Source organism: Mesorhizobium sp. (assembly GCF_024509055.1).
GTDB lineage: Bacteria > Pseudomonadota > Alphaproteobacteria > Rhizobiales > Rhizobiaceae > Mesorhizobium.
In genome coordinates, this window is sequence record NZ_JANINM010000301.1 from 1 (window position 1) to 21,963 (window position 21,963).

At 64.5% G+C, this 21,963-nt stretch carries 28 protein-coding genes; 13 read left to right on the forward strand and 15 right to left on the reverse strand.

Features of this window, described 5'->3' with window-relative positions:
• Positions 1–158 precede the first annotated feature (158 nt).
• Positions 159–581 (forward strand): DoxX family protein, encoded by a 423-nt coding sequence (locus Q0L57_RS13640; RefSeq protein WP_296743432.1) that lies wholly within the window; start codon positions 159–161, stop codon positions 579–581.
• Positions 582–621: 40 nt separating this feature from the next.
• Here Q0L57_RS13640 and Q0L57_RS13645 read toward each other — a convergent pair whose 3' ends face one another.
• Together Q0L57_RS13645 and Q0L57_RS13650 are read right to left on the reverse strand one after the other, a co-directional pair.
• Positions 622–1,128, reverse strand: a complete 507-nt coding sequence (locus Q0L57_RS13645; protein ID WP_296743434.1) for a GNAT family N-acetyltransferase — start codon at positions 1,126–1,128, stop codon at positions 622–624.
• 65 nt (positions 1,129–1,193) lie between these two features.
• Entirely contained in the window at positions 1,194–1,499 is a 306-nt protein-coding gene (locus Q0L57_RS13650) for a hypothetical protein (RefSeq protein ID WP_296743436.1), read from the reverse strand.
• A gap of 199 nt (positions 1,500–1,698) precedes the next feature.
• Here Q0L57_RS13650 and Q0L57_RS13655 point away from each other — a divergent pair, with 199 nt between their 5' ends.
• Positions 1,699–2,319: a hypothetical protein gene (locus Q0L57_RS13655; RefSeq protein ID WP_296743437.1), complete on the forward strand. Its 621-nt coding sequence runs from the start codon at positions 1,699–1,701 to the stop codon at positions 2,317–2,319.
• 266 nt (positions 2,320–2,585) lie between these two features.
• Here Q0L57_RS13655 and Q0L57_RS13660 read toward each other — a convergent pair whose 3' ends face one another.
• The 3 genes from Q0L57_RS13660 to Q0L57_RS13670 all read right to left on the reverse strand — a co-directional run bounded on the left by Q0L57_RS13660 (position 2,586) and on the right by Q0L57_RS13670 (position 3,895).
• Positions 2,586–2,855 (reverse strand): hypothetical protein, encoded by a 270-nt coding sequence (locus Q0L57_RS13660; protein ID WP_296743439.1) that lies wholly within the window; start codon positions 2,853–2,855, stop codon positions 2,586–2,588.
• Between the two features lie 125 nt (positions 2,856–2,980).
• Positions 2,981–3,436 (reverse strand): hypothetical protein, encoded by a 456-nt coding sequence (locus tag Q0L57_RS13665; protein WP_296743440.1) that lies wholly within the window; start codon positions 3,434–3,436, stop codon positions 2,981–2,983.
• A gap of 129 nt (positions 3,437–3,565) precedes the next feature.
• The gene (locus Q0L57_RS13670) at positions 3,566–3,895 is read right to left on the reverse strand and encodes a hypothetical protein (protein ID WP_296743442.1); all 330 of its coding nucleotides are present in this window, start codon (positions 3,893–3,895) and stop codon (positions 3,566–3,568) included.
• 518 nt (positions 3,896–4,413) lie between these two features.
• On the opposite strand from Q0L57_RS13670, the gene Q0L57_RS13675 reads away from it, so the two are divergent.
• Positions 4,414–4,782 (forward strand): hypothetical protein, encoded by a 369-nt coding sequence (locus Q0L57_RS13675; protein ID WP_296743443.1) that lies wholly within the window; start codon positions 4,414–4,416, stop codon positions 4,780–4,782.
• Positions 4,775–5,122, forward strand: a complete 348-nt coding sequence (locus tag Q0L57_RS13680) for a hypothetical protein (protein ID WP_296743445.1) — start codon at positions 4,775–4,777, stop codon at positions 5,120–5,122. The genes Q0L57_RS13675 and Q0L57_RS13680 overlap by 8 nt, the downstream gene beginning before the upstream one ends.
• A 44-nt stretch (positions 5,123–5,166) precedes the next feature.
• Here Q0L57_RS13680 and Q0L57_RS13685 read toward each other — a convergent pair whose 3' ends face one another.
• Positions 5,167–5,850 (reverse strand): hypothetical protein, encoded by a 684-nt coding sequence (locus tag Q0L57_RS13685; protein ID WP_296743446.1) that lies wholly within the window; start codon positions 5,848–5,850, stop codon positions 5,167–5,169.
• A 204-nt stretch (positions 5,851–6,054) separates the two neighbouring features.
• Here Q0L57_RS13685 and Q0L57_RS13690 point away from each other — a divergent pair, with 204 nt between their 5' ends.
• Together Q0L57_RS13690 and msrA are read left to right on the forward strand one after the other, a co-directional pair.
• Complete coding sequence (locus tag Q0L57_RS13690) at positions 6,055–6,276, forward strand: hypothetical protein (protein WP_296743448.1); 222 nt, start codon at positions 6,055–6,057, stop codon at positions 6,274–6,276.
• A gap of 146 nt (positions 6,277–6,422) precedes the next feature.
• Positions 6,423–6,941, forward strand: a complete 519-nt coding sequence (gene msrA, locus Q0L57_RS13695; protein WP_296743450.1) for a peptide-methionine (S)-S-oxide reductase MsrA — start codon at positions 6,423–6,425, stop codon at positions 6,939–6,941.
• Between the two features lie 219 nt (positions 6,942–7,160).
• On the opposite strand, the gene Q0L57_RS13700 is transcribed toward msrA, so the two are convergent.
• Positions 7,161–7,337, reverse strand: a complete 177-nt coding sequence (locus tag Q0L57_RS13700; protein WP_296743452.1) for a hypothetical protein — start codon at positions 7,335–7,337, stop codon at positions 7,161–7,163.
• A gap of 186 nt (positions 7,338–7,523) precedes the next feature.
• On the opposite strand from Q0L57_RS13700, the gene Q0L57_RS13705 reads away from it, so the two are divergent.
• Entirely contained in the window at positions 7,524–7,793 is a 270-nt protein-coding gene (locus Q0L57_RS13705; protein ID WP_296743453.1) for a hypothetical protein, read from the forward strand.
• A gap of 35 nt (positions 7,794–7,828) precedes the next feature.
• Here Q0L57_RS13705 and Q0L57_RS13710 read toward each other — a convergent pair whose 3' ends face one another.
• Entirely contained in the window at positions 7,829–8,374 is a 546-nt protein-coding gene (locus Q0L57_RS13710) for a hypothetical protein (protein WP_296743455.1), read from the reverse strand.
• A 151-nt stretch (positions 8,375–8,525) separates the two neighbouring features.
• Here Q0L57_RS13710 and Q0L57_RS13715 point away from each other — a divergent pair, with 151 nt between their 5' ends.
• The gene (locus tag Q0L57_RS13715) at positions 8,526–8,771 is read left to right on the forward strand and encodes a hypothetical protein (RefSeq protein ID WP_296743456.1); all 246 of its coding nucleotides are present in this window, start codon (positions 8,526–8,528) and stop codon (positions 8,769–8,771) included.
• A 346-nt stretch (positions 8,772–9,117) separates the two neighbouring features.
• Here Q0L57_RS13715 and Q0L57_RS13720 read toward each other — a convergent pair whose 3' ends face one another.
• Together Q0L57_RS13720 and Q0L57_RS13725 are read right to left on the reverse strand one after the other, a co-directional pair.
• Entirely contained in the window at positions 9,118–9,402 is a 285-nt protein-coding gene (locus Q0L57_RS13720) for a hypothetical protein (RefSeq protein ID WP_296743458.1), read from the reverse strand.
• Positions 9,403–9,449: 47 nt separating this feature from the next.
• Complete coding sequence (locus tag Q0L57_RS13725; RefSeq protein ID WP_296743460.1) at positions 9,450–9,617, reverse strand: Thivi_2564 family membrane protein; 168 nt, start codon at positions 9,615–9,617, stop codon at positions 9,450–9,452.
• A 379-nt stretch (positions 9,618–9,996) separates the two neighbouring features.
• Between Q0L57_RS13725 and Q0L57_RS13730 the strand changes: the two genes are divergently transcribed.
• The gene (locus Q0L57_RS13730; RefSeq protein ID WP_296743461.1) at positions 9,997–10,161 is read left to right on the forward strand and encodes a DUF3309 family protein; all 165 of its coding nucleotides are present in this window, start codon (positions 9,997–9,999) and stop codon (positions 10,159–10,161) included.
• 12 nt (positions 10,162–10,173) lie between these two features.
• Here Q0L57_RS13730 and Q0L57_RS13735 read toward each other — a convergent pair whose 3' ends face one another.
• Complete coding sequence (locus tag Q0L57_RS13735) at positions 10,174–12,036, reverse strand: CHASE3 domain-containing protein (protein WP_366940906.1); 1,863 nt, start codon at positions 12,034–12,036, stop codon at positions 10,174–10,176.
• 641 nt (positions 12,037–12,677) lie between these two features.
• On the opposite strand from Q0L57_RS13735, the gene Q0L57_RS13740 reads away from it, so the two are divergent.
• Complete coding sequence (locus tag Q0L57_RS13740) at positions 12,678–13,904, forward strand: anion transporter (RefSeq protein ID WP_296743463.1); 1,227 nt, start codon at positions 12,678–12,680, stop codon at positions 13,902–13,904.
• A 20-nt stretch (positions 13,905–13,924) separates the two neighbouring features.
• Here Q0L57_RS13740 and cyoD read toward each other — a convergent pair whose 3' ends face one another.
• Genes cyoD through cyoA form a run of 4 tightly spaced genes read right to left on the reverse strand, consistent with a single transcriptional unit; the run spans position 13,925 to position 17,971 of the window.
• Positions 13,925–14,335: a cytochrome o ubiquinol oxidase subunit IV gene (cyoD, locus tag Q0L57_RS13745; RefSeq protein WP_296743465.1), complete on the reverse strand. Its 411-nt coding sequence runs from the start codon at positions 14,333–14,335 to the stop codon at positions 13,925–13,927.
• On the reverse strand, positions 14,332–15,021 hold the full coding sequence (locus Q0L57_RS13750; protein ID WP_296743466.1) for a cytochrome (ubi)quinol oxidase subunit III: 690 nt from the start codon (positions 15,019–15,021) through the stop codon (positions 14,332–14,334). The genes cyoD and Q0L57_RS13750 overlap by 4 nt, the downstream gene beginning before the upstream one ends.
• Positions 15,018–17,021, reverse strand: coding sequence for a cytochrome o ubiquinol oxidase subunit I (gene cyoB, locus Q0L57_RS13755; protein ID WP_296743468.1), 2,004 nt, complete (start codon positions 17,019–17,021; stop codon positions 15,018–15,020). The genes Q0L57_RS13750 and cyoB overlap by 4 nt, the downstream gene beginning before the upstream one ends.
• A gap of 2 nt (positions 17,022–17,023) precedes the next feature.
• The gene (cyoA, locus tag Q0L57_RS13760; protein WP_296743470.1) at positions 17,024–17,971 is read right to left on the reverse strand and encodes a ubiquinol oxidase subunit II; all 948 of its coding nucleotides are present in this window, start codon (positions 17,969–17,971) and stop codon (positions 17,024–17,026) included.
• A gap of 404 nt (positions 17,972–18,375) precedes the next feature.
• Between cyoA and Q0L57_RS13765 the strand changes: the two genes are divergently transcribed.
• From Q0L57_RS13765 to Q0L57_RS13775, 3 genes are read left to right on the forward strand one after another with little or no spacing between them, the layout of a single operon-like run.
• Entirely contained in the window at positions 18,376–19,389 is a 1,014-nt protein-coding gene (locus tag Q0L57_RS13765) for a LacI family DNA-binding transcriptional regulator (protein ID WP_296743471.1), read from the forward strand.
• Positions 19,386–20,903, forward strand: a complete 1,518-nt coding sequence (locus Q0L57_RS13770; protein ID WP_296743473.1) for a sugar ABC transporter ATP-binding protein — start codon at positions 19,386–19,388, stop codon at positions 20,901–20,903. Before Q0L57_RS13765 ends, Q0L57_RS13770 begins: the two co-directional genes overlap by 4 nt.
• Complete coding sequence (locus tag Q0L57_RS13775; RefSeq protein WP_296743475.1) at positions 20,903–21,961, forward strand: ABC transporter permease; 1,059 nt, start codon at positions 20,903–20,905, stop codon at positions 21,959–21,961. The genes Q0L57_RS13770 and Q0L57_RS13775 overlap by 1 nt, the downstream gene beginning before the upstream one ends.
• The last annotated feature ends 2 nt before the right edge of the window (positions 21,962–21,963 follow it).

Genomic DNA, 21,963 nt, shown 5'->3' on the forward strand with positions numbered 1-21,963 from the left:
TTCGGCGGTACAGCCAATCTCCCCCCTTGAGGGGGAGATGGCCGGCAGGCCAGAGAGGGGTGCTGTCCCTCCAGCATAAACAATTCGCCATCCCCCTGTCGGAACCGCCGCGCCTCGTCCGTCCTTGGGGCATCGAACCGCTTCAACCGGAGGACATCGTGGAAACCACGCAATCGACCTGGCAGACCGCCGCCATTCTTATCGCCCGCCTGATCTTTGCCGCCATGTTCGCGATGGGGGTGGCGTTCAAGTTCATGGATATGGGCGCCACGGCCGGCTATATCGCCGCCGCCGGCTTCCCGTTCCCGCTGTTCCTCGCCTGGTGCGCGGCGATCCTCGAAACGCTGCTGGTCATCGCCTTCCTCACCGGCGCCGTCATGGCGCCTCTCGCGCTGATCGGCGCGGTCTATGTCATCTTCCTCGGGTTTGCCTTCCACGGCCCATCGCACTGGGCGGCGGACCAGGCCGAGTTCGGCGCTTTCATGTCGCATTTCCCTTTCGCCGCCGGCCTGCTTTACGCCGCGGTCCATGGAGCGGGCAGCGTGCTTGCCGTGCGCCAGGGCTGGCCGGGCAGGGCGTGAGCCACGAGGTCGGACCAGGCGGCGGGGCGAGGGGCCGATCTCAGAGCGCCAGCTCGAAGAACACCAGCCAGTTCTTCATGTCGTCAGGCAGCGCGTAATAAGGCTCGATCCGCCGGAAGCCGCATTTCTCGTAGAGCTGCATGGCTTCCGACTGGTGGATGCTGGTGTCGAGCCGCATTCGCCGGTAGCCGGCGAGCCTGGCGTCGGCGATGATCTGCTCGGCCAGCGCCTTGCCGGCGCCGCGCTTGCGCATCGAAACGGGAACGAACATCCGCTTCATCTCGGCGACGCCTTCGCCAAGATCGCGCATGGCGACGCAGCCAGCCGGCTCGTCGTCGAGATGCGCGACGAGCAGGCTGCCTTCGGGCGCCGCGTACTTCCCGGGCAGACCCGCAAGTTCGCGCTCGAATTCCGCCGCGTCGAAGTATCGATCAATCAGCGCGATGTCGTCGGCATGCCGCTCGCGATGCCAGCCGACGAAGGCCCGCATCAGCGTGCGGACATCGTCGAGCTGCGCATTGGACTGAGCCTGCCGGACGCTGAGCATTGCGGCCTCCACTCGGGTAAGAGGGCCGCAGCTAAGCGCAGGAGCGGTGTGGCCGCAAGCCGCTCTCACATCTGGTCGTTATACGGTTCCTTCATCTGGCCGACCATGCGCGCCAGCTTCGAGAACGAAGGCATGTCGGCCTCCGGCTGGCACTGGTTGGCGAGCTCGAGCAGCCGGATCGGGAAATTGACGGCGTCGCGGCTCGACGCCGACATCCCCTCCGACCGCTCCTCGCTGGTCTCGCCGGCCTCGGCCTTGCGCAGCGCGATGTCGATCTCCTCGACGGTCAGCACACCCTTGCGCACCAGCACATGGTTGATTGCCGCGACGGCCATCAGCAGGCCCTCGAGTTGCAGGTTGGCGACATTCATGGCGCGTCCTCCCATTGATCAGGCTTGAAGAACGCGCGAACGGCCTTTCCGATCCGGGACGGCGGCTTCGGTCATACGATCCGGGCGCCGCCAGCGCGATAATCCAGTGTTCGAAAACCGCGCGGCGCGCTAACTTGGCTGCGGCGAGCAGTTGACGAAAGACCGGCGGCCGGGCCGCCGGCAGGGGCGGGGCAGGGCGATGGACAAGTTCTTCGAAGTGTCGCTTCCGGTGCAGATCGCGCTCGGCGGCGGGTATCTCGGTTACCTCGTGGCCTATGTCGGCATCCGCAAGGAGCACCAGCAAGTCGATATCGTTTTTCTGACGGTGGCCTTCGGCATCGTCGCGTCGCTGGCGGCCAAATATCTGTCGCCCTACCTTTCGACGGAACTCTCGATCGTCGCGGCAATAGCGGCCCCCGTGGTCGCGGCGATCCTCTGGCGCGTCATCGGCCGGCCGCTGCTGCGCGAAATCTACCGCCGCGCCCGCATCAGCTATGCCGACGACGATGCGACCGTGTGGATGACGCTTGCCGCCGACACCGAGCACGAGGTGACCCAGGTGACAGCGGTGCTGAAGGACGGTCGGGAGCTGTTTTGCGACGATACCGCGAAATTCGCCAATGCCGCGATCGCACCCTTCATGGTGGCGCCGGACGGCGCGGTGACCATGTATGTCACCCACACCTACAGGCGCGGCGCGAACGGCAGGAAGACCGCAACCGCGCATCCCGATACGAGCGACGTGGTCTGGGGCGACTCCATGACGATCATCCCCGCGGACAACATCTACAGCCTCGATCTGCGCTTCAGGAGGCAGTAGCGCGGCTGTGCCGTTTCACGCTCTTCGCGACTTTCGCTCGGGCTAGGCCGGATCGTCGCCTATTTCTTCGGTGGAGGCGGCGGCTTGGATGTGCCGGATGGCTTCTGGGGCTGTTTCGGCGTGGGCGGCACCCACACTTTCGTCGACACACCGGGGATCGACGGGATGAACGATCCAAGGATTCCACTGCCCTTTGCCATGGCTGACAGCCCTCGATGGAAACGCCTGCGAGCATCCCACCAAAGCCGGCGCGCGGCAATGGCGAACTACGCCTCCATCAGGCGCTGGCCATATTCGGCCCAGAGCTGCTTGACCTCGCGGCTGCCGAGCGGTGGCGTCTGCCGGTCCCCGTAGGCGACTGCGACGGCGCTGAGGTCGTATTGGCCGTCGGCCTGGGCGACAAAGCGGATGGCTTCGCCGAGCGGCCGCGAATGAAAGATCGGATCGGCCTGGCCCCTGCCCAGGCTGCGAACGCCCGAAATGCTTGCTGGCACATGCCGCATCCGAAAGACGGATGCCATGGCAGGTCTGTCCATGCCGCTCTCCGCGATTCCCTCGCGGAATGATCCCATAAGGTCCGGCTAATGACCAGCCCGCGCAAAGGCCGGGCCAAGGGCCCGGCCTCCGCTTGGCGCCGGCCACCTGTGGGCGGCCCGCCGGGTTAGCGCTGCCAGCGGCGGAACCAGTCAGGATCCGGGTCGGAATTCCGGCCGATGGCGAGGCCGATCAGCACGCCGAACAGGCCGCCCAGCAAAACCGCGGTCGAGAACGTGCCCGGATTCTGCTGCACGGTTTCCGAGACGCTGTTGGCTTGGCTGCGCAACTGCCTGGCCGCGCGCGTCGCCCGGTCGGAGGCGCCGGCGTACATGTTGGAGGCCCGGTCAGCTGCATTGTGATACCAGCCCTCCGCGGCCTCGGTCACCTCTTCCGCCTGTTCGGAAAGCGCTCGGTTGAGCCGGCCCACCTCGCGCTTCAACTCGGCGATCTGTTTCTTCATCGCCTCTTCCGCAGAGCCGGAAGCCCTGGCGCTGCTGCGCGAAGCTCCACCGCCGCGCGCGGCGCGGGTCTTCGCGTTGCCGTTTCCTGAATTGGCCGCACTGGTTTCATCGTCTGCCATGGGTTTCTCCTGTTTGCTTCCTGCAACGGCCAGGACGGCCCATGGTTCCCGGAGCCCCGCGCCCTGGCCGCAAAAAGCAAAGGCCGTGAAGCTTGCTCCACGGCCTTTGCGGCGAACGGGCGGCGCTGCTTACTTGCCGCAATTGTTGTCGTTGACGGTGGGCGCCGTCGTGCCGGGCGACAGGTTGTTGGCATCCGGCTGGGCGCCCTGCGGGCCTGGCGCGCAGTTACGGTCGGCGTTTGAATTCATGCCGTCGTTGTAGACCGGGCCGCCTGTGATGCTGCCGGTGGTGCTCATGTCGGGCGCCATTTCGTCGGGCGATGGGTTGGCGGGGGTTTTAGGGTCCACGGTCACGGACTGGCCGCTGCCGCCCATGGCGGTATTGTCCATACTTTGGGCCATCGCCGCCGTGGCGAGACCGAGGGTCAGGGCCGAAGCCGCGAGAATCTTGGTGAGCATGGTCTTCTCCTTACGTAACGAGACGTTTGCTCCTTGTTGCGAGCGGTCGCGCTGCAGCGACCAAGGGGGGCAACCCATCGGATCGGCGTTGGTTCCGACAAAAGTCCAGCGGGTTCCCGGCCGGCCGCACTGGGCTGCCGGCATCGCGGTCGCAGGAGCTTGCGGGGCAAGGGTTTAAGGATATGTAGGAAAATTTACCTAAATGGTGTTGCCAGGTGAAGGCAGCTATGCTACTATTTTGTCCATGGTGCTGATTTGCGCCAACGACCCGCCGCCCGGCGGGTTTTTGTTTTTTGAGCGCCGGCGGGACAGCACCCCCCTCTGTCCTGCCGGACATCTCCCCCTCAAGGGGGGAGATTGGCTGTGCCGGTGCCGGCGCCCTTTCCTCCAATGTAGGAGATTGGCGAAAGCCAAGGTGACGTCCAATCTCCCCCCCAAGTGGGGGAGATGTCCGGCAGGACAGAGGGGGGCGCCAAGGAACTCGGCTTTTCCAATCTGTCCGCAGGCCCGGAGGCTCCATGCCACGCTATGCCACCATCATCACCGCCGATGACGGCGCCGAGATCGTCAGCGCGATTGGCGAATTCGAGGGCTCGCACATGCCGCTCCGTTCCGGGCGCGTCGAGGAAGTGGCGCCGGGCGTTCTGATCGGCATGGTGCGCGGCGGGCCGGTCGGCGCGGTCGCCGGCTTTGGCTTTCCGCGGCAGGGTCTCCACCCGGCGGCCGTGATCACCACCACCGCTAGGCTGAAGGCGGTTCGCCAGCCCGAACAATTCCCGTCGCCGAAGGCCGCCCGCACCAGGCCGCGCAAGAAGCCGGCGGGCAAGGCCGCCAAGGCGAGGACTTCCGCCAAGGCGTCAGCATCCGGCGCGGCAGTCGATGGCTGACGGTGCACGCAAGGTTCGGCGCAAGGCCGCCAGCGTAAGGCCCACAGCGGCCAAGCCCAAGCCCGCCGACGCTCCGACACCCCGCCCGAAGCGCTCGAAAAAGACTCTGGGCGACGACTTTGCCGCAGCACTTCGCGCCGACTTCCGCGCCCATGGCGCCGGCGTCATCGCCGCGGTGCGGGCGGAAAAGCCCGACCAGTACCTGAAGGTCGTGCTGACCATGCTGCCCAAGGAATTTTCCCGGAATCTCGATGCCAGTGAAAACAGTCTCGACCGGTTCTCCGACATCGTCTTCGAGCTGCTGGTGCGCAGGTTCAGGGGCGCTCCACCGGCCGATTGAGACCACTCCGCAAAGGCGCCGGTCGTCGGGTGGTGTCCTCTTGGCTATCGTGCGCGCGTCTTCGAGCCGTTCCGCACCGCGGGCTTCTTTGCCGCGCTGCCCGGTTTGCGCGGTTCATGCAAATGGGCATGCGAGTGTGCCAGCAAATCCCCGAGCTGGTTCTTGATGGTCGCGTGCAGCTTGGCGCCGTCGCGCCCATCGGGGACAAGGCCCTTCTCGACGCATTTCGCCATCCGCTCCAGAAGCTCGGTGTCGTGCTCGTCGCGATAGGGTTTCAAGTCGAGATCGGCCGGCACCTTGGCCAGGCGCTCATCGTCCATCGTCTTCACATATTTCTGCATGAAGCGGTCATAGTCGCGCCAGGAGATGCCGGCCGCCCGCACCGCCGCTTCCTCCGCCCGCGTGGCGATCTGGTGGGCGTGCAGATAATGGAGATCCAGCTGGTCGATCAGCGTCTTCTCCACTTCCTCGTGCAGAAGGAGGAAGCGGTCGGTGTCGATCTTGCGGCCCTTATACGTCCATTCGCTGGGCATATGCCGGTCGATATAGATGGTCTTGCCGTCTTTCGAGTAGCCTGCCAGGTAGGGAATGTCGTGCTCGCGGTCGAGCTTCTTGACCCTGCGCGCCACCGCGTCCAGCGCCCGGTCCATCATCAGGCTCGATACATACCAGTTCGGAATGCGCAGCTTCTTGTGCGGCGCGGTCGGGTGGCAGTAGTCGAACGACATTGGCATTCCTCCTGTCTCGATCGGCGTGCCCCCTTGTTCGAGAGGATCACCCGATCCGCGGCCATGTCAATTCGTGGCTTTGGCGGATCGCGCTGACGGCCAGCGCATCGCGTCGGATGAATATTTTGCAACCTCCGTGAACCAACTCACGCCATCGCACGACACATGGGCGTAGACAGGCACCACGCAACACGGAGAGTTCACATGACCAAGATGCTTCGCAATACGCTTCTCGCCGCGGCGGCGATATCGGCCCTGGCCGGCTCCGCGATGGCCGCTCAGCAGACGACACGGACCGAATGTGACAACACGCCGACCAACGCGCTCTGGGCTGGCCGCTGTTGCGGCGCAGGCGACAGTAGCTGCCTGGGCGGCTCGGGCCACGACCATGACAATCGCGGCGGAGACCGTGGCCGCAACACTTGACCCTGACAGCGAAGGCCCGCGGCTGTCGGCTGGCGGGCCTTCGCATTCGACCCCTCAATCGTCGATCGTCGGCCCATTGCTGCTTGAGCCGCTGGAAGAACCACGCAAGAATGCCCACCTATGGGAAATCCCAAAGGAGGTATGACATGGCTTCTTCCGAACGCGCGATCCTCGCCGGCGGCTGTTTCTGGGGTATGCAGGACCTAGTCCGCCGCCTTCCCGGCGTGATTTCCACCCGGGTCGGCTACAGCGGCGGCGACGTCCCCAACGCGACCTACCGCAATCACGGCACCCATGCCGAGGCGATCGAGATCATCTTCGATCCAGCCAAGACCAGTTTCCGCACGCTGCTCGAATTCTTCTTCCAGATCCATGACCCGACGACGAAGAACCGCCAGGGCAACGATGTCGGCTTGAGCTATCGCTCGGCGATCTTCTACACAAGCGAGGAGCAGAAGCAGGTTGCCGAGGACACCATCGCCGATGTCGAGGCCTCGGGCCTCTGGCCGGGCAAGGTCGTCACCGAACTCGCCCCGGCCGGCGCCTTCTGGCAGGCCGAGCCCGAGCATCAGGACTATCTCGAGCGCTACCCGAACGGCTACACCTGCCATTTCGTCCGCCCGGGTTGGAAGCTGCCGGTTCGCCAGAAGGCCGTGGCGTCCTAATGCATGTCGCCCAAAAGTGCGCGGCGGTTTTGGGACAACGACTTGCATTGGAAATGCTTGAAGCGCGTCATGTGAATTCGTCTAGACGCGACGCGCTTTGACCGTCCACTCCACGGCGACTGCGCTCAAAGCACCAATGCTCCGGAAGCTTTCCGGGGCACTTGCGGCCATCCCTGTCCCGCCCGCCGTGCCGAAAGGCATGGCGGGCTTTTTTGCTTTCTAACCCTTGGCCCGGCGGCTCTCGGTGTCGTGGCTGCCGATCCAATGCGCACGGATGCGGTCGCTGGCCTCGAGATAGGCCATGTCGATTAGGTAGGTCAGAAGCTTCTCGCCGTCGGCTTCGGCTTTCTGTCGAAGCTCCCGCAAGATCCCCTGCGCGAACTGCAGGTTTTCCATTTTGCTTGGTTGGTCCATCGGTGCCCCCAATGTCGGCATTCTAACTCTGGCTCGGTTATGTTTGCATGAAGATTGCGGTCTAACTCACGTCGAAGATGTACCCGGTTGCACGGACGCATTATCAACGAACCTGTTGGACATTCCGCTGAAATGTCGATATTTTACGCGCCCAATCGGAAAGCGATCATGCACGAAGACGAGGGCAGCACTCCCGACAAGTTGCAAGCCATGCTTGACGTGATTGCGAGGAGCGAGCCCTCCAACGAGAGCGGACCGGCCGATGTCGGCAGGTTGCGCGCGGACGCCGCCAGGGCGGCCGGTGTCCTGATCGAGTTCTACGGCGATGCCGCGTTGGAGCGGGCCAGGCTTATCGAGCGTCGGTCGCCTCAGTCGCATTTTGCGCGCATGGTGACGGCCGAGGTCGCCAGATGCGGAAAGCTCTCGCCGCGAAACTGACGCAAAAAGCGGGGCCAAAACCGCCAGCGAGGACATCAGGACGATTTGCGCCTCCTGGATCCTTCGCCAAGCTTCTGCCCGACCTCCTCCTGGACGTTGTCCAGCAGGTAGGAAAGCATGTCGTGCCCGATCGACTGCGCGATTTCCCTGGCCTGTTCGACGTGGCTGTGGATCTCGCGCAGCGAATGCTCCTCCGACACCGAGTCCTGGGTCAGGTCGACGAACCAGCCGGGATAGAGCGCCGCCTCGCCGGTGCCGTCGACATAGCATTGGCCGACGGCGAGGATCTTGCGCAGCCCCATCTTTTGCGAGCGGACCTTGTAGATTTCCCGGAAGCCAGCACGCCGTTCGACGGCCCTGCGGATCGCCAGGCGGACGCGCATGCGATCGTCCCGATCGATGCTCTCCATCCATCTCTCCAGCGGCGCGCCGTGCGAGAATTCGTCGAGCGTCAGGTCGAAATAGTCGGACAGGTTGGCGTCGCCATAAACCCGGTCGCGCTTGATGTCCCAGGTCCAGAACCCGTCGATCGGTGGATACCGCATATGCAAGGAGCGGCTGCGCTCAGTCGCCGACGCCATTGAAATTGCCCCGTCCGGCATCAAGATTCGCAAATACTATGTCCCAATTTTCACAAGAAACAAAGGTGGCCTTTTGTAGGGGGCCAGAAATCATTTCCTGCCATGTTTGCTATTTTGTAAAGATAGCGTAGTCAGCACAACCAGAATTGGAATGCAGGAGAAAATTCTTGCGTCAAAAGAATTTAAAATTTCAAAATTCCAACCGGAAGATGGTACTTCACTGGATAAGCAATGCCTGAAACAGGTTAAGCAAAATCAAGGGTTGTATTCGCATTGGGAGCTGGAGGAAATCGAACTTCTTATAACTTACAAGGCCGGCGCGGTAATGCTGATGATGTTGCCCAAGCCGCGCCGGCCCGTGCGGCCTCCAGAAGGTTCGCCGCGCCACAAATGCTAAAGGCGGCCATCATGCCGGCAAACCGACCGCCGGTTGAAACCGACGAAAAGGGTTGGATGAGGCGGCCCGGCGCCGGATCGCTCTCGGAAATTTTACCAGCCAGGGAAGCGGAGCACATTTTGCGATTGGACTTAGGTCGTATCCGGATTAGGGGCCTAAGTCTGTATTTGCTGCCGCTGCAGGCCAATCTTGGCCGGACCGTCGCCCGCGGCAACGAATCGGCAGCGAACCTGTCATGCTCGGACGCGCGCTCCAGCAGCGGATGCAACCAGCGCTCGCGGCTGTCAGCCTGAAGTCCGGGTCTCGAGGATTCCGGCCCCGCGCCACCAAAAGCCGACATACGTTCTCAGTTCGGAAAATCGAAGGCCGGCTCATCGCAGCGGTAGACGCTGCACGGTCCGTCCCGTGCCGGAACGGAAGCCGGCATTGGCACTTCCGGCGAGTCGCACTCGTTGCCGTACTGGCGCACGTAGCGGTCATATGTATCGGGCCCGGTGGTGAGCACGATGGCGTGACGGCTCTGGATCAGCGCCTGCGTCTCGCTGCAGGTCATGGCGCGCGTGTCGGGCCGGGCCTGGGCGGCGCCGCAGAATACGATGCTGGCGACGACGGTGATTGAAAGGCTCTTCATGGCGTACCGGACGTTCACTGTGCTCCGGTGACGAATATGGGCCGACCCTAGAAGACGGCAAGATACCTCAGCAGCGAGATGATGCCGATGATGATGATGACGACCTGCGCGATCTGCCGCGTACGGCCGTCGAGCGGTAGTCGCTGCACGAGATAGAGCACCAGGACGATCACCAGGAAGGTGATCAGTATGCCTATTAGGATCGATGAACCCATATGCCTGCCTCCACGCGCCGCCCGAAACGGGCTGCCCCCAACGCGGCCGGCCCGCAAATGGTTCCGGCGGCGCCGACGCTCCTCATTTCGGAACGCGGGACGATCAAGCGCGTTTATCAGCACCGTCGAATGCAATGAGGTGGACCATGAAGGAAGTCGCCAGCACCGCCACGATCATCGCCTCGATCGCCATCGCGGTCGCGCTTATGTTGATGGCTCCCAAGGGACTGGAGGCAAATCCAGGGCCGATCGTCTCATCAAGCAGCGCTGACCCTCGATAACGAAACAATAACGAAATATCGAGCGGAACTAGCCTGCCATTTTCGAGTTCATGATCTCGTAGACAAGCGCATGTCGCGCAATCGAAGAGGAAAAGATCATGGGTCTCGGCACGATCATCATCATTATTCTTATTCTTGCGCTGCTCGGCGGCTTCAGTGGGCTGGGCGGTGGGCCGTTTTACGGTACCGGTTATTATGGCGGTGGCGGCCTGGGCCTCATTCTGCTTATCGTGATCATCCTGGTGCTGCTTGGCCGCATCTGATGCCCCTCCGGCTCAGTGGCTTGCCAGCACATCCCTGAGCTTGGCTGCCAACTGGTCCAGCGTGAAGGGCTTCGCGATGAAATGGACGTCGTGGTCGAGCACGCCGTTGTGCACCACCGCGTTGCGGGTGAAGCCGGTCATGAACACCACTTTGAGCGGCCCCCTGCGCCTTGCTTCCTCCGCCAGCTGGCGTCCGTTCATGCCCGGCATGACGATGTCGGTCAGCATCAGGGAGATCGCCGGGTTCTCGCCGAGCTTGTGCAGCGCTTCCTCGCCGCTGACGGCCTCGACAACGGTGTAGCCGAGCTCCAGCAGCAGCGCCGCCGTGGCTGCCCGCACGCGCGCATCGTCCTCGACGAGCAATACGGTTCCTGTCGCGGGGACCTCCACCTTGCCGCCCGCTCTCGTAACAGGCGCCGCCTCGTCCGGACCGGTGAAACGGGGAAGGTAGATTTTGATCGTCGTGCCTTCGCCGGGCTCCGAATAGATCTTCACATGTCCGCCCGATTGCTTGACGAAGCCGAACACCTGGCTCAATCCCAGGCCGGTTCCCTTGCTCACCGGCTTGGTCGTGAAGAAGGGTTCGAAGGCCCGCGCCATCACGTCAGGCGGCATGCCGGCGCCGGAGTCGGTTACCGCGATCATCACATACTGGCCGGCCTTCACCTCCGGATGCGACGTCGCATAGGCCTCATCGAGGTAGGAATTGGCTGTCTCGATGGTCAGCCTGCCTTTCTCATCCATGGCGTCGCGCGCGTTGACCGCAAGGTTGATGATGGCGTTCTCGACCTGGCTAGGATCGGCATGCGTCTTCCATAGTCCGCCGGCCAGCACCGTCTCGATCTCGATCGCCTGGCCGAGCGTGCGGCGCAGGAGATCGGACATGCCGGTGACCAGCCGGTTGGCGTCGACGATCTGCGGCGCCAGGGGCTGTTGCCTCGAAAAGGCCAGCAGTCTCGCCGTGAGGTTGGCCGCGCGGGCGGCCGCGTCCGCCGCCGCCTCGACGAAACTCCCGATATCGCGCTCGCCGCGGGCCAGTTTGCGCTGCGCCAGGTTCATGGCGCTGGTGATGATGGCGAGCATGTTGTTGAAGTCGTGCGCGATGCCGCCGGTGAGCTGGCCGACCGCTTCCATCTTCTGCACCTGGCGAAGCTGCGACTCCGCCTTTTCGCGCGTCTCGATCTCGTTTTGCAGCGCAAGGTTCTTGGCGCTCAACGCGTCCTGGGCGTCGGCGACCTGCCGGAAGCGGCGGGCGGACTCGCGGATCGTGTAGACACCGAGCAGGAAGATCCCGATGAGCGCCGCAAAGGAACCGGTGCGCAGCCAGCCCTCGATCTGCTGCATGCGCTCGTCGCGAGCGCTGAGGCTCGCTCCGTCGATACGCCTTATCGCATCGATGTTGGCGCGGATCTGGTCCATCTCCAGCTTGCCGCGGCCGCCGCGCACGATGTCCAGCGCCTTGGACGCATTACCTGTATCGTAGAGCCTTATCGTCTCGGCGAGCTCGGCCTGCTTGCGGGCAAGCGCGTCCTTGATGCCGGCAACCTGCTGGGCCCGGTCGCTGCCTGCGGGAAACATATCGTCGATGCGCTTGAGCAATGCTGGCAGCGCATCCGTCGCTTGCCGGTACGGCGCGAGGTAGTTTTTTTCGCCGGTGAGCAGATAGCCGCGCTGGCCAGTCTCCGCGTCCTGGGTAAGCGAAAGCAGGCTCGAAAGCAGCTGCTGCGCTTCGATGGCTTCGCGGCTGGCTTCGCGATCGGCGATCTGGGATTCGGCAAGGATGGCGCGCGCGCCGACGATCAGCACGACAACGGCAAACCCGGCAAGCAGCGGAAGCGCTTGCCAGCGCATGGCGCGTCGCAGTCGTGCGATCATTGTAGTGGCCGGACCTGGGAAAACCGCATTTTCGGCAAGTGGTAAGCGGCGGCAGGGCAGAGCGCAATAGGCAGGCCTGAAATGGCAATTAGTGCAGGTATCTACGTGAGTTCGCCTATGTCAAACTTTAATGACGGCCCCTTGTTTGTCGTGTCAGAAAGGGGCGGGGAACTCCTTGGTCGTGCCATTAGGCAGGCCGGTCGTCGCGGCATTCCAGGCAATCGACGCTTTGTCCCGGGCAGTTCGGGCGATGCGTGCCTTCCGGGCAGCAATGGCCGCTGGAGCTGAGCCAGCGGGCGCAGACGAAAACCTTCCCGGCGCCGTGGCAGCGCCGGCATTCCGTCGAGGACAGCGCCTTCCCGCCCCGCGAGACGCGAGGGCCCGCTTCGATGACCGTGTTCATCCTCTTAGTCCCCAACGTGACTGGATTGTCGGTCCGATGTTTCAGAAATTATTGCATTAGCCAGCAAGAATGTAAAAGCCATGACGCGCGGACAAGGAAGTTTCAGCCGGCTGAACGGCGGCGAAAATCCCGACAGCCGCTTCGGCGCTTTCCCTTTGCGTCGCCATCGCTAAAGCTGTTCCGCGAAAGACGCTGGCAGATTCTGCCGCGCGGGGTAGGGAACAGGAAACTCTCGGCCATGACATGGACGGGCGCGGGCGCGCTTCTCATCCTGGTGCTCACCTATGCCGGCGTCGCCGTCGGTCGCTTCCCAGGCCTGCGCCTCGACCGTGCCGGCATCGCGCTGCTCGGCGGCGCGGCCATGATCGCCATCGGCGCGATCGGCATGGAAGACGCCTACCGCGCCATCAATTTCGACACCATCACGCTGCTGCTCGGCATGATGATCGTGGTGGCGCACCTGAAAGTCTCGGGCGCATTCAGGGCGCTCGGCGGCTTCGCTATCGAGCATGCGCACGCGCCCTTCATGTTGCTCGTCATGGTGACGCTGCTCACCGGCGTGCTTTCGGCATTCCTGGTGAATGACGCGATCTGCCTGGTGATGGCGCCGATCGTCGTCCACGTCACCCGGCTCATCAACCGCAACCCGGTTCCCTATCTCATCGCCACCTGCACCGCCTCCAATTGCGGCAGCGTCGCCACCATCACCGGCAACCCGCAGAACATGGTGATCGGCGCGCTCTCGGGCATTTCCTACCCCTCCTTCACCGCGGCGCTGGCGCCGGTGGCGCTGTTCGGCCTCGTGGCCGTGATCGTCATCATACGCATCGTCTACCACGCCGAGTTTTCGCGCCCGGCCGAACTCAGCCCCGAGGTCTATCGCGGCCGCATGCTGCCGGGCCAGGTCGCGAAGGCGACCATCGTCTGCGTGGCGCTGGCGATCGCCTTCTTCGCCGGCGTTCCGGTAGCGAAGGCCGCGCTGATCGCCGGCGCCTTCCTGCTGGTCACCCGGGCGATCAAGCCGCAGCGCATCTACCGCGAGATCGACGGGCCGCTGCTCTTCATGTTCGCCGGCCTGTTCGTGGTGGTGGCGGGCGCGGAAAAGACCCTGCTGACCCCCGACATGATAGCCTCGGCGAAGAACATCGGCCTCGACGATGTCTGGCGGCTTTCCGGCTTTACGGCGGTTCTCTCCAACATCATGAGCAACGTGCCGGCGGTGCTGGCGCTCAGGCCCTTCATCCCCGGCCTGGAAAACCCGCAGCGCGCCTGGCTGGTCGTGGCGATGAGTTCGACGCTCGCCGGCAATTTCACGCTGCTCGGCTCGGTCGCCAACCTCATCGTCGCCGAGCAGGCGAAGGCGGCCGGCAAGGAACTCTCCTTCTCGGCCTTCTTCAAGGTCGGCCTGCCGCTGACTCTCGTGACATTCGCCGCCGGAACGGCCTGGCTGGCGCTGACCTCGTAAGGATAGCGGGCGGAATTACCCTAAGGCATCGTGCCGGCCTGATGCGCGCTCATCGAAGCCATGTTCAGGTTCAGGTGGGCCATGATCCACACCGAGCCGATCACGACGAGGGCGACGATCAGCACGCCGAAGGCAAGCGCCAGGATGTTGTTGGTGTTGTCCGAGCCCGTCGTGATGTGCAGGAAGAACACCAGGTGCACGCCCATCTGCGCAATGGCGAGCACCACCAGCGCGGAGATCACCGCCGGCTGGTAGATCAGGTGGGTCTGCGCGGCGAGGAAGGAGGCGATCGTCAGAAGGATCGCCAGGCCAAAGCCGAGCAGGTAGCCGGCCAGTCCTCCCGCCGGCTCATGCTCGGTGATGAATTCCTCGCCGGGCGCTGAATCGCGGCGATCGAAGGCCTCCTCGGCCCTGCTGTCGATTTCGCTCATGGTGATACTCCCAGGAGATAAACCAGGGTGAAGATGGCGACCCAGATGATGTCGAGCGCGTGCCAGAAGAGGCCGAAGCAGTGGAGCCGGCGCAAGACGTCCGGTCGGAATCCCTTGACCCAAAGCTGCGCCATCATGGTGCCGAGCCACAGCAGGCCGAGCCCAACATGCGTTCCGTGGCAACCAACCAGGGCGAAGAACGCCGACAGGAACGCGCTGCGCGAAGGGCCTGCCTGTTCGCCGATCATGGCGGCGAATTCCTGCACCTCGAGGAAGAGGAAGGCGGCGCCAAGCAGGCCGGTGACGAACAGCCAGACCTGCGTGCGGGCAAGCGACCTGCGGTGGATGGCGAGCGTGGCCAGGCCTCCGGTGAAGCTCGACGTGAGCAGGAGACCTGTCTGGGCAGCGATGCGCGTGAGTTCGAACAGGTCCTTGCCGGTAGGCCCTCCGGCAGTCTGCTTGGACAGGACGGCATAGGCTGCGAAGAAGGCCGAGAAGATGACGATGTCGGACAAGAGGAAGATCCAGAAGCCATAGGCCACCGTCACGAACTTCGAGGCCGGGCCGCCTTCGCCGTGACCGGTCGCCATGAACAGGCCGTTCCCATGCCCGCCGTGACCGACCCTGTAAGGCGCTTGCCTGGCGCCGCCGGCGGCAATGTCGCTGGAGAGGGCGTGATCGCTCATGCCACACGCTCCCGCTTGCGCATCCAGGCAAGCTGCGCGGCCCTGCGGCCGCGGTCGAGACGCTCGACCTCCTCGGCGGGGATCTCGTAGTCGCCATGCTCGCGCCAGGCGAAGACGACGAAGGTGACGTAGGCGCCGACAAAGCCGACGATCGCAAGCCACCAGATATGCCAGATCAGCGCGAAGCCGATCAGCGTGGCGAAGAAGGCGGTGACGAAGCCGGTCGGGCTGTTGCGCGGCATCTCGATCGGCTCGTAGGGCTGCTCGGCCTCCTCCTTCGGTTCCTCGATCGCCCTCTGCTTCATGGTCCAGAAGGGCTCTTCATCCTCCACCTGAGGCATATGCGCGTAATTGAAGAAGGGCGGCGGGGAGGATGTCGACCATTCCAGCGAACGCCCGTCCCAGGGGTCGCCGGTCTCGTCGCGCAATTCGTCCCGGTGCCTGATCGAGACGACCAGCTGCGCCACCTGGCAAGCGGCGCCGACGATCATGACGACGATGCCGAAGGCCGCCACCACCAGCCACGGCGTCCACAGGTCGAGGTCGATGTGCTGAAGACGGCGGGTCATGCCGAGCAGGCCGACGATATAGAGCGGCACGAAGACCAGCATGTAGCCGGCAAGCGTGAACCAGAACGCGGCCTTTCCCCAGCCTTCATGCAACCGGAAGCCGAAGGCCTTTGGGAACCAGTAGGTGAAGCCGGCGAACGCCCCGAACAGCACGCCCGAGATGATGACGTTGTGGAAATGCGCGACGAGGAAGAGCGAGTTGTGCAGCACGAAGTCGGCTGGCGGCACGGCGAGCAGGACACCGGTCATGCCGCCGATGGTGAAGGTCGTGACGAAGCCGAGCGCCCACAGCATCGGCGTGTCGAAGCGCACGCGCCCGCCATACATGGTGAAGAGCCAGTTGTAGATCTTCACGCCCGTGCCGACCGCGATGACCGAGGTGGCGATGCCGAAGGCGGCGTTGACATTTGCGCCGGCGCCCATGGTGAAGAAGTGGTGCAGCCAGACCATGAAGGAGACGATGCAGATGAACATCGTCGCCGCGACCATGGAGCGGTAGCCGAACAGCGGCTTGGACGAGAAGGTCGAGAAGATCTCGGAGAACAGCCCGAAAGCCGGAAGCACGAGGATGTAGACCTCCGGATGGCCCCAGGCCCAGATGAGGTTGACGAACATCATCTGGTTGCCGCCGGCCTCGTTGGTGAAGAAGTGGAAGCCGAGATAACGGTCGAGCGTCAGCATGGCGAGAGTCGCCGTCAGGATCGGGAAAGCCGCGACGATGAGCAGGTTCGAAGCGAGCGAGGTCCAGCAGAACATCGGCATGCGCAGATATCCCATGCCCGGCGCGCGCATCTTCAGGATGGTCGTCACAAGGTTCACGCCGGTCAGCAGCGTGCCGACGCCCGAGATCTGGATTGACCAGAGATAGTAATCGACGCCGACGCCCGGCGAGTACGTCGTCTCCGACAACGGCGCATAGGGCAGCCAGCCGGTTCGGGCGAACTCGCCGACGACGAGCGAGACGTTGACCAGGAGGGCGCCCGACGCTGTCAACCAGAAGCTGACCGAGTTCAGCGTCGGGAAGGCGACGTCCCTGATCCCGAGCTGCAGCGGCACCACGAAATTCATCAACCCGATGACGAAGGGCATCGCGGCAAAGAAGATCATAATCGTGCCATGAGCGGAAAAGATCTGATCGTAATGCTCGGGCGGCAGGTAGCCTGGCCCGTGGATGGCCAGCACCTGCTGCGCGCGCATCATCACGGCGTCGACGAAGCCGCGTAGCAACATCAGCATCGCCAGCACGATGTACATGACGCCTATGCGCTTATGGTCGACCGAAGTCAGCCATTCGTTCCAGAGATAGGGCCAGAATCCCTTGACGGTTATCCAGACCAGCACCGCCGCGGCCGCCAGGAAGACGACCAGCGCCGCGCCCAAGGGAATGGGCTGATCGAAGGGGATGGCCGACCAATCGAGCTTGCCGAGCATCGTCAACCTCCCTGCCTGGGCTGCGGCTGCATGGCTGCGGGCTGCATGGCCGCCGGCGGCTCTGCCTTGGGGCTCACCTGCTGCTCACCGGCCGTCGTTTCAGCGGGGCCCGGAGCCGGCGAGAGCACCTGGCGGGCGATCGCGTCGAACAGCCCCTCTTGTACATGGCCATAGGAAGCGGGCGGGGTGTTGATGCTCTGCCGGGCCAGCTCGCGATAGGCCTTGGCGTTCAGCACGCCGCCTCCGCCATGAACCGATGAGATCCAGCTGGAGAAGGCGTCCGCCGAGACCGCCCGCACGCGGAAGTTCATGTCCGAAAAGCCGTCGCCGCTGAAATGGGCGGACAGACCGAAATATTCGCCCTCCCGGTCGGCCTGGAGGTTCAGTTCGGTCTGCATGCCGTTCATGACGTAGACCATGCTGCCGAGCTGCGGCACGAAGAACGTGTTCATCACGCTGGCCGAGGTCATGCTGAAGTGAACCGGCACACCGGTCGGGACGACTAGCTGGTTGACCGTTCCCACGCCCTGGTCGGGGTAGATGAACAGCCATTTCCAGTCGAGCGACACCACCTGGACCTCAAGCGGCGGCCGGTTGGGATCGATCGGGTTGCGCGGATCGAGGTGGAAGGACCCGTAGTATATCAACCCGCCGAGGAAGAGGATGGTGAGCGTCGGGATCGACCAGACGATCAGCTCGATCCGGCCCGAATGCGTGAATGCCGGATCGTATCGGGCGTTGCGGTTCGAGGCGCGGAACATCCAGGCGAAGGCAAGCAGCGCCACCAGCGTCGGGATGACGATCACCAGCATCACCGCCAGCGAGTTGAGCAGGATGGTGCGGTTGCCTGCGCCGATGGGGCCTTGCGGGTCGAGCACTCCGCCCGCGCAGCCCGCCAGCATTGCCAACGCAGGCACGACCAGGCAGGGCGACTGTGGTCCGCGGGGCAATGTGTGGCTCCGTCACACGAATGAAAGGGCGGGTCGGAGCGAAGGGGCGGAGCGTATGAACGCGCGTTCGCCTGCAACTCTCATATGAAGGCTCCTAGATGCGGGCCGTGTGACGCTCCCGCCCGAGCGTCGCGATTTGCTGGACGAACAAGATAACTGCCGATGCGCGCTCTTTGTTCCGCGCGGGCCGATTTTCCTCGGGCGGTCAAGTTGCACGGCAAGGAGGGCCCTGCGGCGGCCGCCTCGAACGGCGTTTCGGCACGGTTGGAAGGATTTTTGAAACCTGCCATCGAATCGATTGCGCAAACGTTTCGATGACTCTATGGTTTTGTTGGACCCGCCGGAGAGCGGGACGGGAAACGCGACTAGGGAGGAGCGCTTGCCGGCACTCCGTAAAGGCACTCATGCCGACAATGGCTGAAGTCGCGCGCCGCGCCGGCGTGTCGGTGTCGACCGTCTCCCATGTCGTCAACCGCACCCGTTTCGTCTCGCCCGAGAAGGCGCGGCTCATCAACGACGCCATCTCCGCCATGGGTTACCAGCCCAACGAGCTGGCGCGGTCCCTGAAGGGCGCCTCGACCCGCAGCGTCGGGCTCGCGATCTCGGCGATCTCCAATCCCTATTTCACCGACATCATCTGCGCGGTCGAGGCCGAATGCGCGCGGCTGGGCCTCGTGGTCTTCCTGTCGGACACGCAGGAAGACCCCGAGCGCGAGCTTGCGGTCGTTCATGCCTTCCATCAGCGCCGCGTCGATGGCGTGATCCTGGCGCCATCGGGCTCGCCCGAACGCGCGATCGGCTATCTGGCCGAGAAGAAGCTGCCTTGCGTGCTCATCGACCGCTTCGCCGACGACCGCTTCGACCAGATCGGCGTCGAGAACGAGACGGCGATGCGCTCACTCATCGACCATGTCGCGTCGTTCGGCCACAGGCGCATCGGCTATATCGCCGGACAGCCGGGATTGGCCACCACCCGCGAACGCATCGAGGCGTTCCGCGCCTCGATGCAGGCCAATGGACTTGAGTGGCAGCCGCGCTATGTCTCGCCGGAGAATGTCGACACGGCGAGCGCCACGGCATCGACCCACGCGATCCTGTCGCAGCCCGAGCCGCCCACCGCATTGGTTACCGGCAACAACATGACCACCATCGGGGCAGTCCGCGCCATCCGCGAGAAGGGTCTTTCGATCCCGCGCGACCTGTCGCTGGTCGGCTTCGACGATTTCGAGTGGGCCGACTGTTTCGAGCCGAGGCTGACCCTGGTCGAGCAGCCCTGCACCGAGATCGGCAGGCAGGCGGCGGCATTGCTTAGCGAGCGGATCGCCGCCAGCGACGCCGCGCCGCGCGCGGTGCGGCTCTCGGCAACGCTAAAGACGCGCCAATCCTGCGCGGCCCCGACCCAAGCGAGGCCCGCATGAACGCGCCGCTGCTTTCCGTCACCGGCGCCGTGAAACGCTTCGGCGGCGTGCAGGCGCTGCGTGGCGTCGACTTCGACCTGAACGCTGGCGAGATCCACGCGCTGCTCGGCGAGAACGGCGCCGGCAAGTCGACGCTGATGAACCTCCTGTCGGGCGTCCACACCCCGGACGAGGGCGAGATCCGCATCGACGGCAAGCCCGTGCATCTCAACAATCCACGCGAGGCACAAGCCGCCGGCATCGCCACCATCTTCCAGGAACTCGACCTCGTGCCTTCGCTCGACGTCGCGGCGAACCTTTTCCTCGGCCGCGAGCTGATGCGGCCGGGCGGGCTGCTCGACGTGCCGGCCATGCGCCGCGAGGCGAGGAAGCGGCTGGAAGCGATCGAGCTTGCCATCGACCCCGCGCGCCTTGTCGCCGACCTCTCCATCGGCCAGCGCCAGGTGGTGGCGATCGTCAAGGCGCTGTCCTATGCGTCGCGCGTGCTGATCATGGACGAGCCGACTGCGGCGCTTACCGTCGCGGAGGTCGAGCGGCTGTTCGACATCATGAGGAAGCTTGCCGCCACCGGCGTCGGCATCGTCTACATCTCGCACCGGCTGGAAGAGGTGCCGGGCATCGCCGACCGCGTGACCGTGATGCGCGACGGCCGCGTCGCCGGCGTTACCGAGCCGCACGCGCCGCAGGCCGAGCTGGTGCGGCTCCTGGTGGGGCGACCACTGGACGAACTCTACCCCGCGCGCGCCAGAAGTTCCGGCAAGACGCTGCTCAGCCTCAAGGATGCGAGCTTCAAGCTCGCCAACCAGAGCGCCGGCTGGCAGCCGCCGAACGGTATTTCGCTCGAGGTGAGGGAAGGCGAGATCGTCGGTCTTGCCGGCATCATGGGGGCAGGGCGCACCGAACTCCTCTCCGCTCTCTATGGCGCCGGCCTGGCCGGGCGCTGGCAGGGCGAAGTCGCGGTCGAAGGCCGGCCGGTCAAGCTCGACTCCATCAGGGCGGCGCGCAAAGCGGGCATCGCCTTCGTCACAGACGACCGGCGCGGCAGCGGCCTGATGCTGAGGATGGCGGTCGGCCTCAACCTGGTGATGTCGGTGATCCGCCGCATCTCGCCGGCCGGGCTGATGTCGCCGCGCCGCCAGGCGGAGGCCGTCAGCCAGTCCTTCGGCCAGTTCGACATCCGGCCGAAGAACGCTGACATCGCCGTCGGCGCGCTTTCCGGCGGCAACCAGCAGAAGGTGGTGCTGGCCAAGGAAATCCTCGGCAACCCGCGGCTCCTGCTGCTCGACGAGCCGACGCGCGGCGTCGATGTCGGCGCCAAGGGCGAGATTTACGCGCGGCTGCGCGCGCTCGCTGCGCAAGGGCTGGGGATCCTCGTCGCGTCGAGCGAGATGCCGGAGCTGATTGGGCTCTGCGACCGGATCGTGGTGCTGCGCCAGGGGCGCAATGTGGCGGAATTCAGCGGCGGCGTCGACGAGCAAACCGTGCTTGCCGCGGCAAATGGCAGGGAGGCCTGATGTCGGACCAGAAGATTTCGGTGGCGGCGAGCCCCTCGGTACCCGCCGCCGCGCCGGCCAGGCGCCTCGACCCGCTTGCCGTCATCGTGCGCTTCCAGAGCCTGATCGGCCTTGTGCTGGTGGCGATAGGCGGCATCATCTTCTCGCCCAGGCGCCACGGCGAGATCCTGTTCCTCAACCCCGACAACATCGCCAACATCGTGCGCGCGGTGTCGGAGACCGGCATCATCGCCATCGGCATGACCTTCGTCATCATCACCGCCGGCATCGACCTGTCGGTCGGCGCGGTGCTTGGCCTCTCCAGCGTCGTCACCGCCTCGATGATGATCTCCGGTGGCTTCGGCCTGATCCCGACCATCCTCGCGGTGCTCGTCATGGGCATCGTCTTCGGCATCGTCCAGGGCGCGATCTCTACGCGCTTCAGGCTGGAGCCGTTCATCGTCACGCTGGCCGGCCTGCAGGCGGCGCGAGGCCTGGCGCTCATCGTGTCCGGCAACCAGTATATCAACATCTCCTATGGTGACGGGCCGGGTCTCGCGCCGCCGGTGTTCGCGGTGCTGGGCGAGCGGCTGTTCGACAACACCGTGCCGGTGGCGACCATCGTCTTCGTGGTCTTCGCGGCCATCGCCACCGTCGTGCTCAACACCACGCGCTTCGGCCGCTACGTCTACGCCGTCGGTGGCAACGAGCGCGCCGCGCGCATTTCGGGCGTGCCCGTGTCGATGGTGAAGGTCTCCGTCTACGCCATCACCGGCTTTGCCTCGGCGCTGGCCGGCATCGTGCATGCCGGCCAGTTCAATTTCGGCAGCGCCAATGACGGCATGGGCTATGAGCTGACGGCCATCGCCGCCGTCGTCATCGGCGGCACCAGCCTGTTCGGCGGCGCCGGCTCCATGGTCGGCACGGTTGCCGGCACCATCATGCTCGGCGCCCTGGCTAACATCCTTCAGCTCAACAACATCACCCCCGCCACGCAGTTGCTCGCGACCGCCGCGATCATCGTGCTGGCGGCAGTGCTTCAATCCCTCGTGCGCCGCCGCGAGGGATTGGGACGATAGGA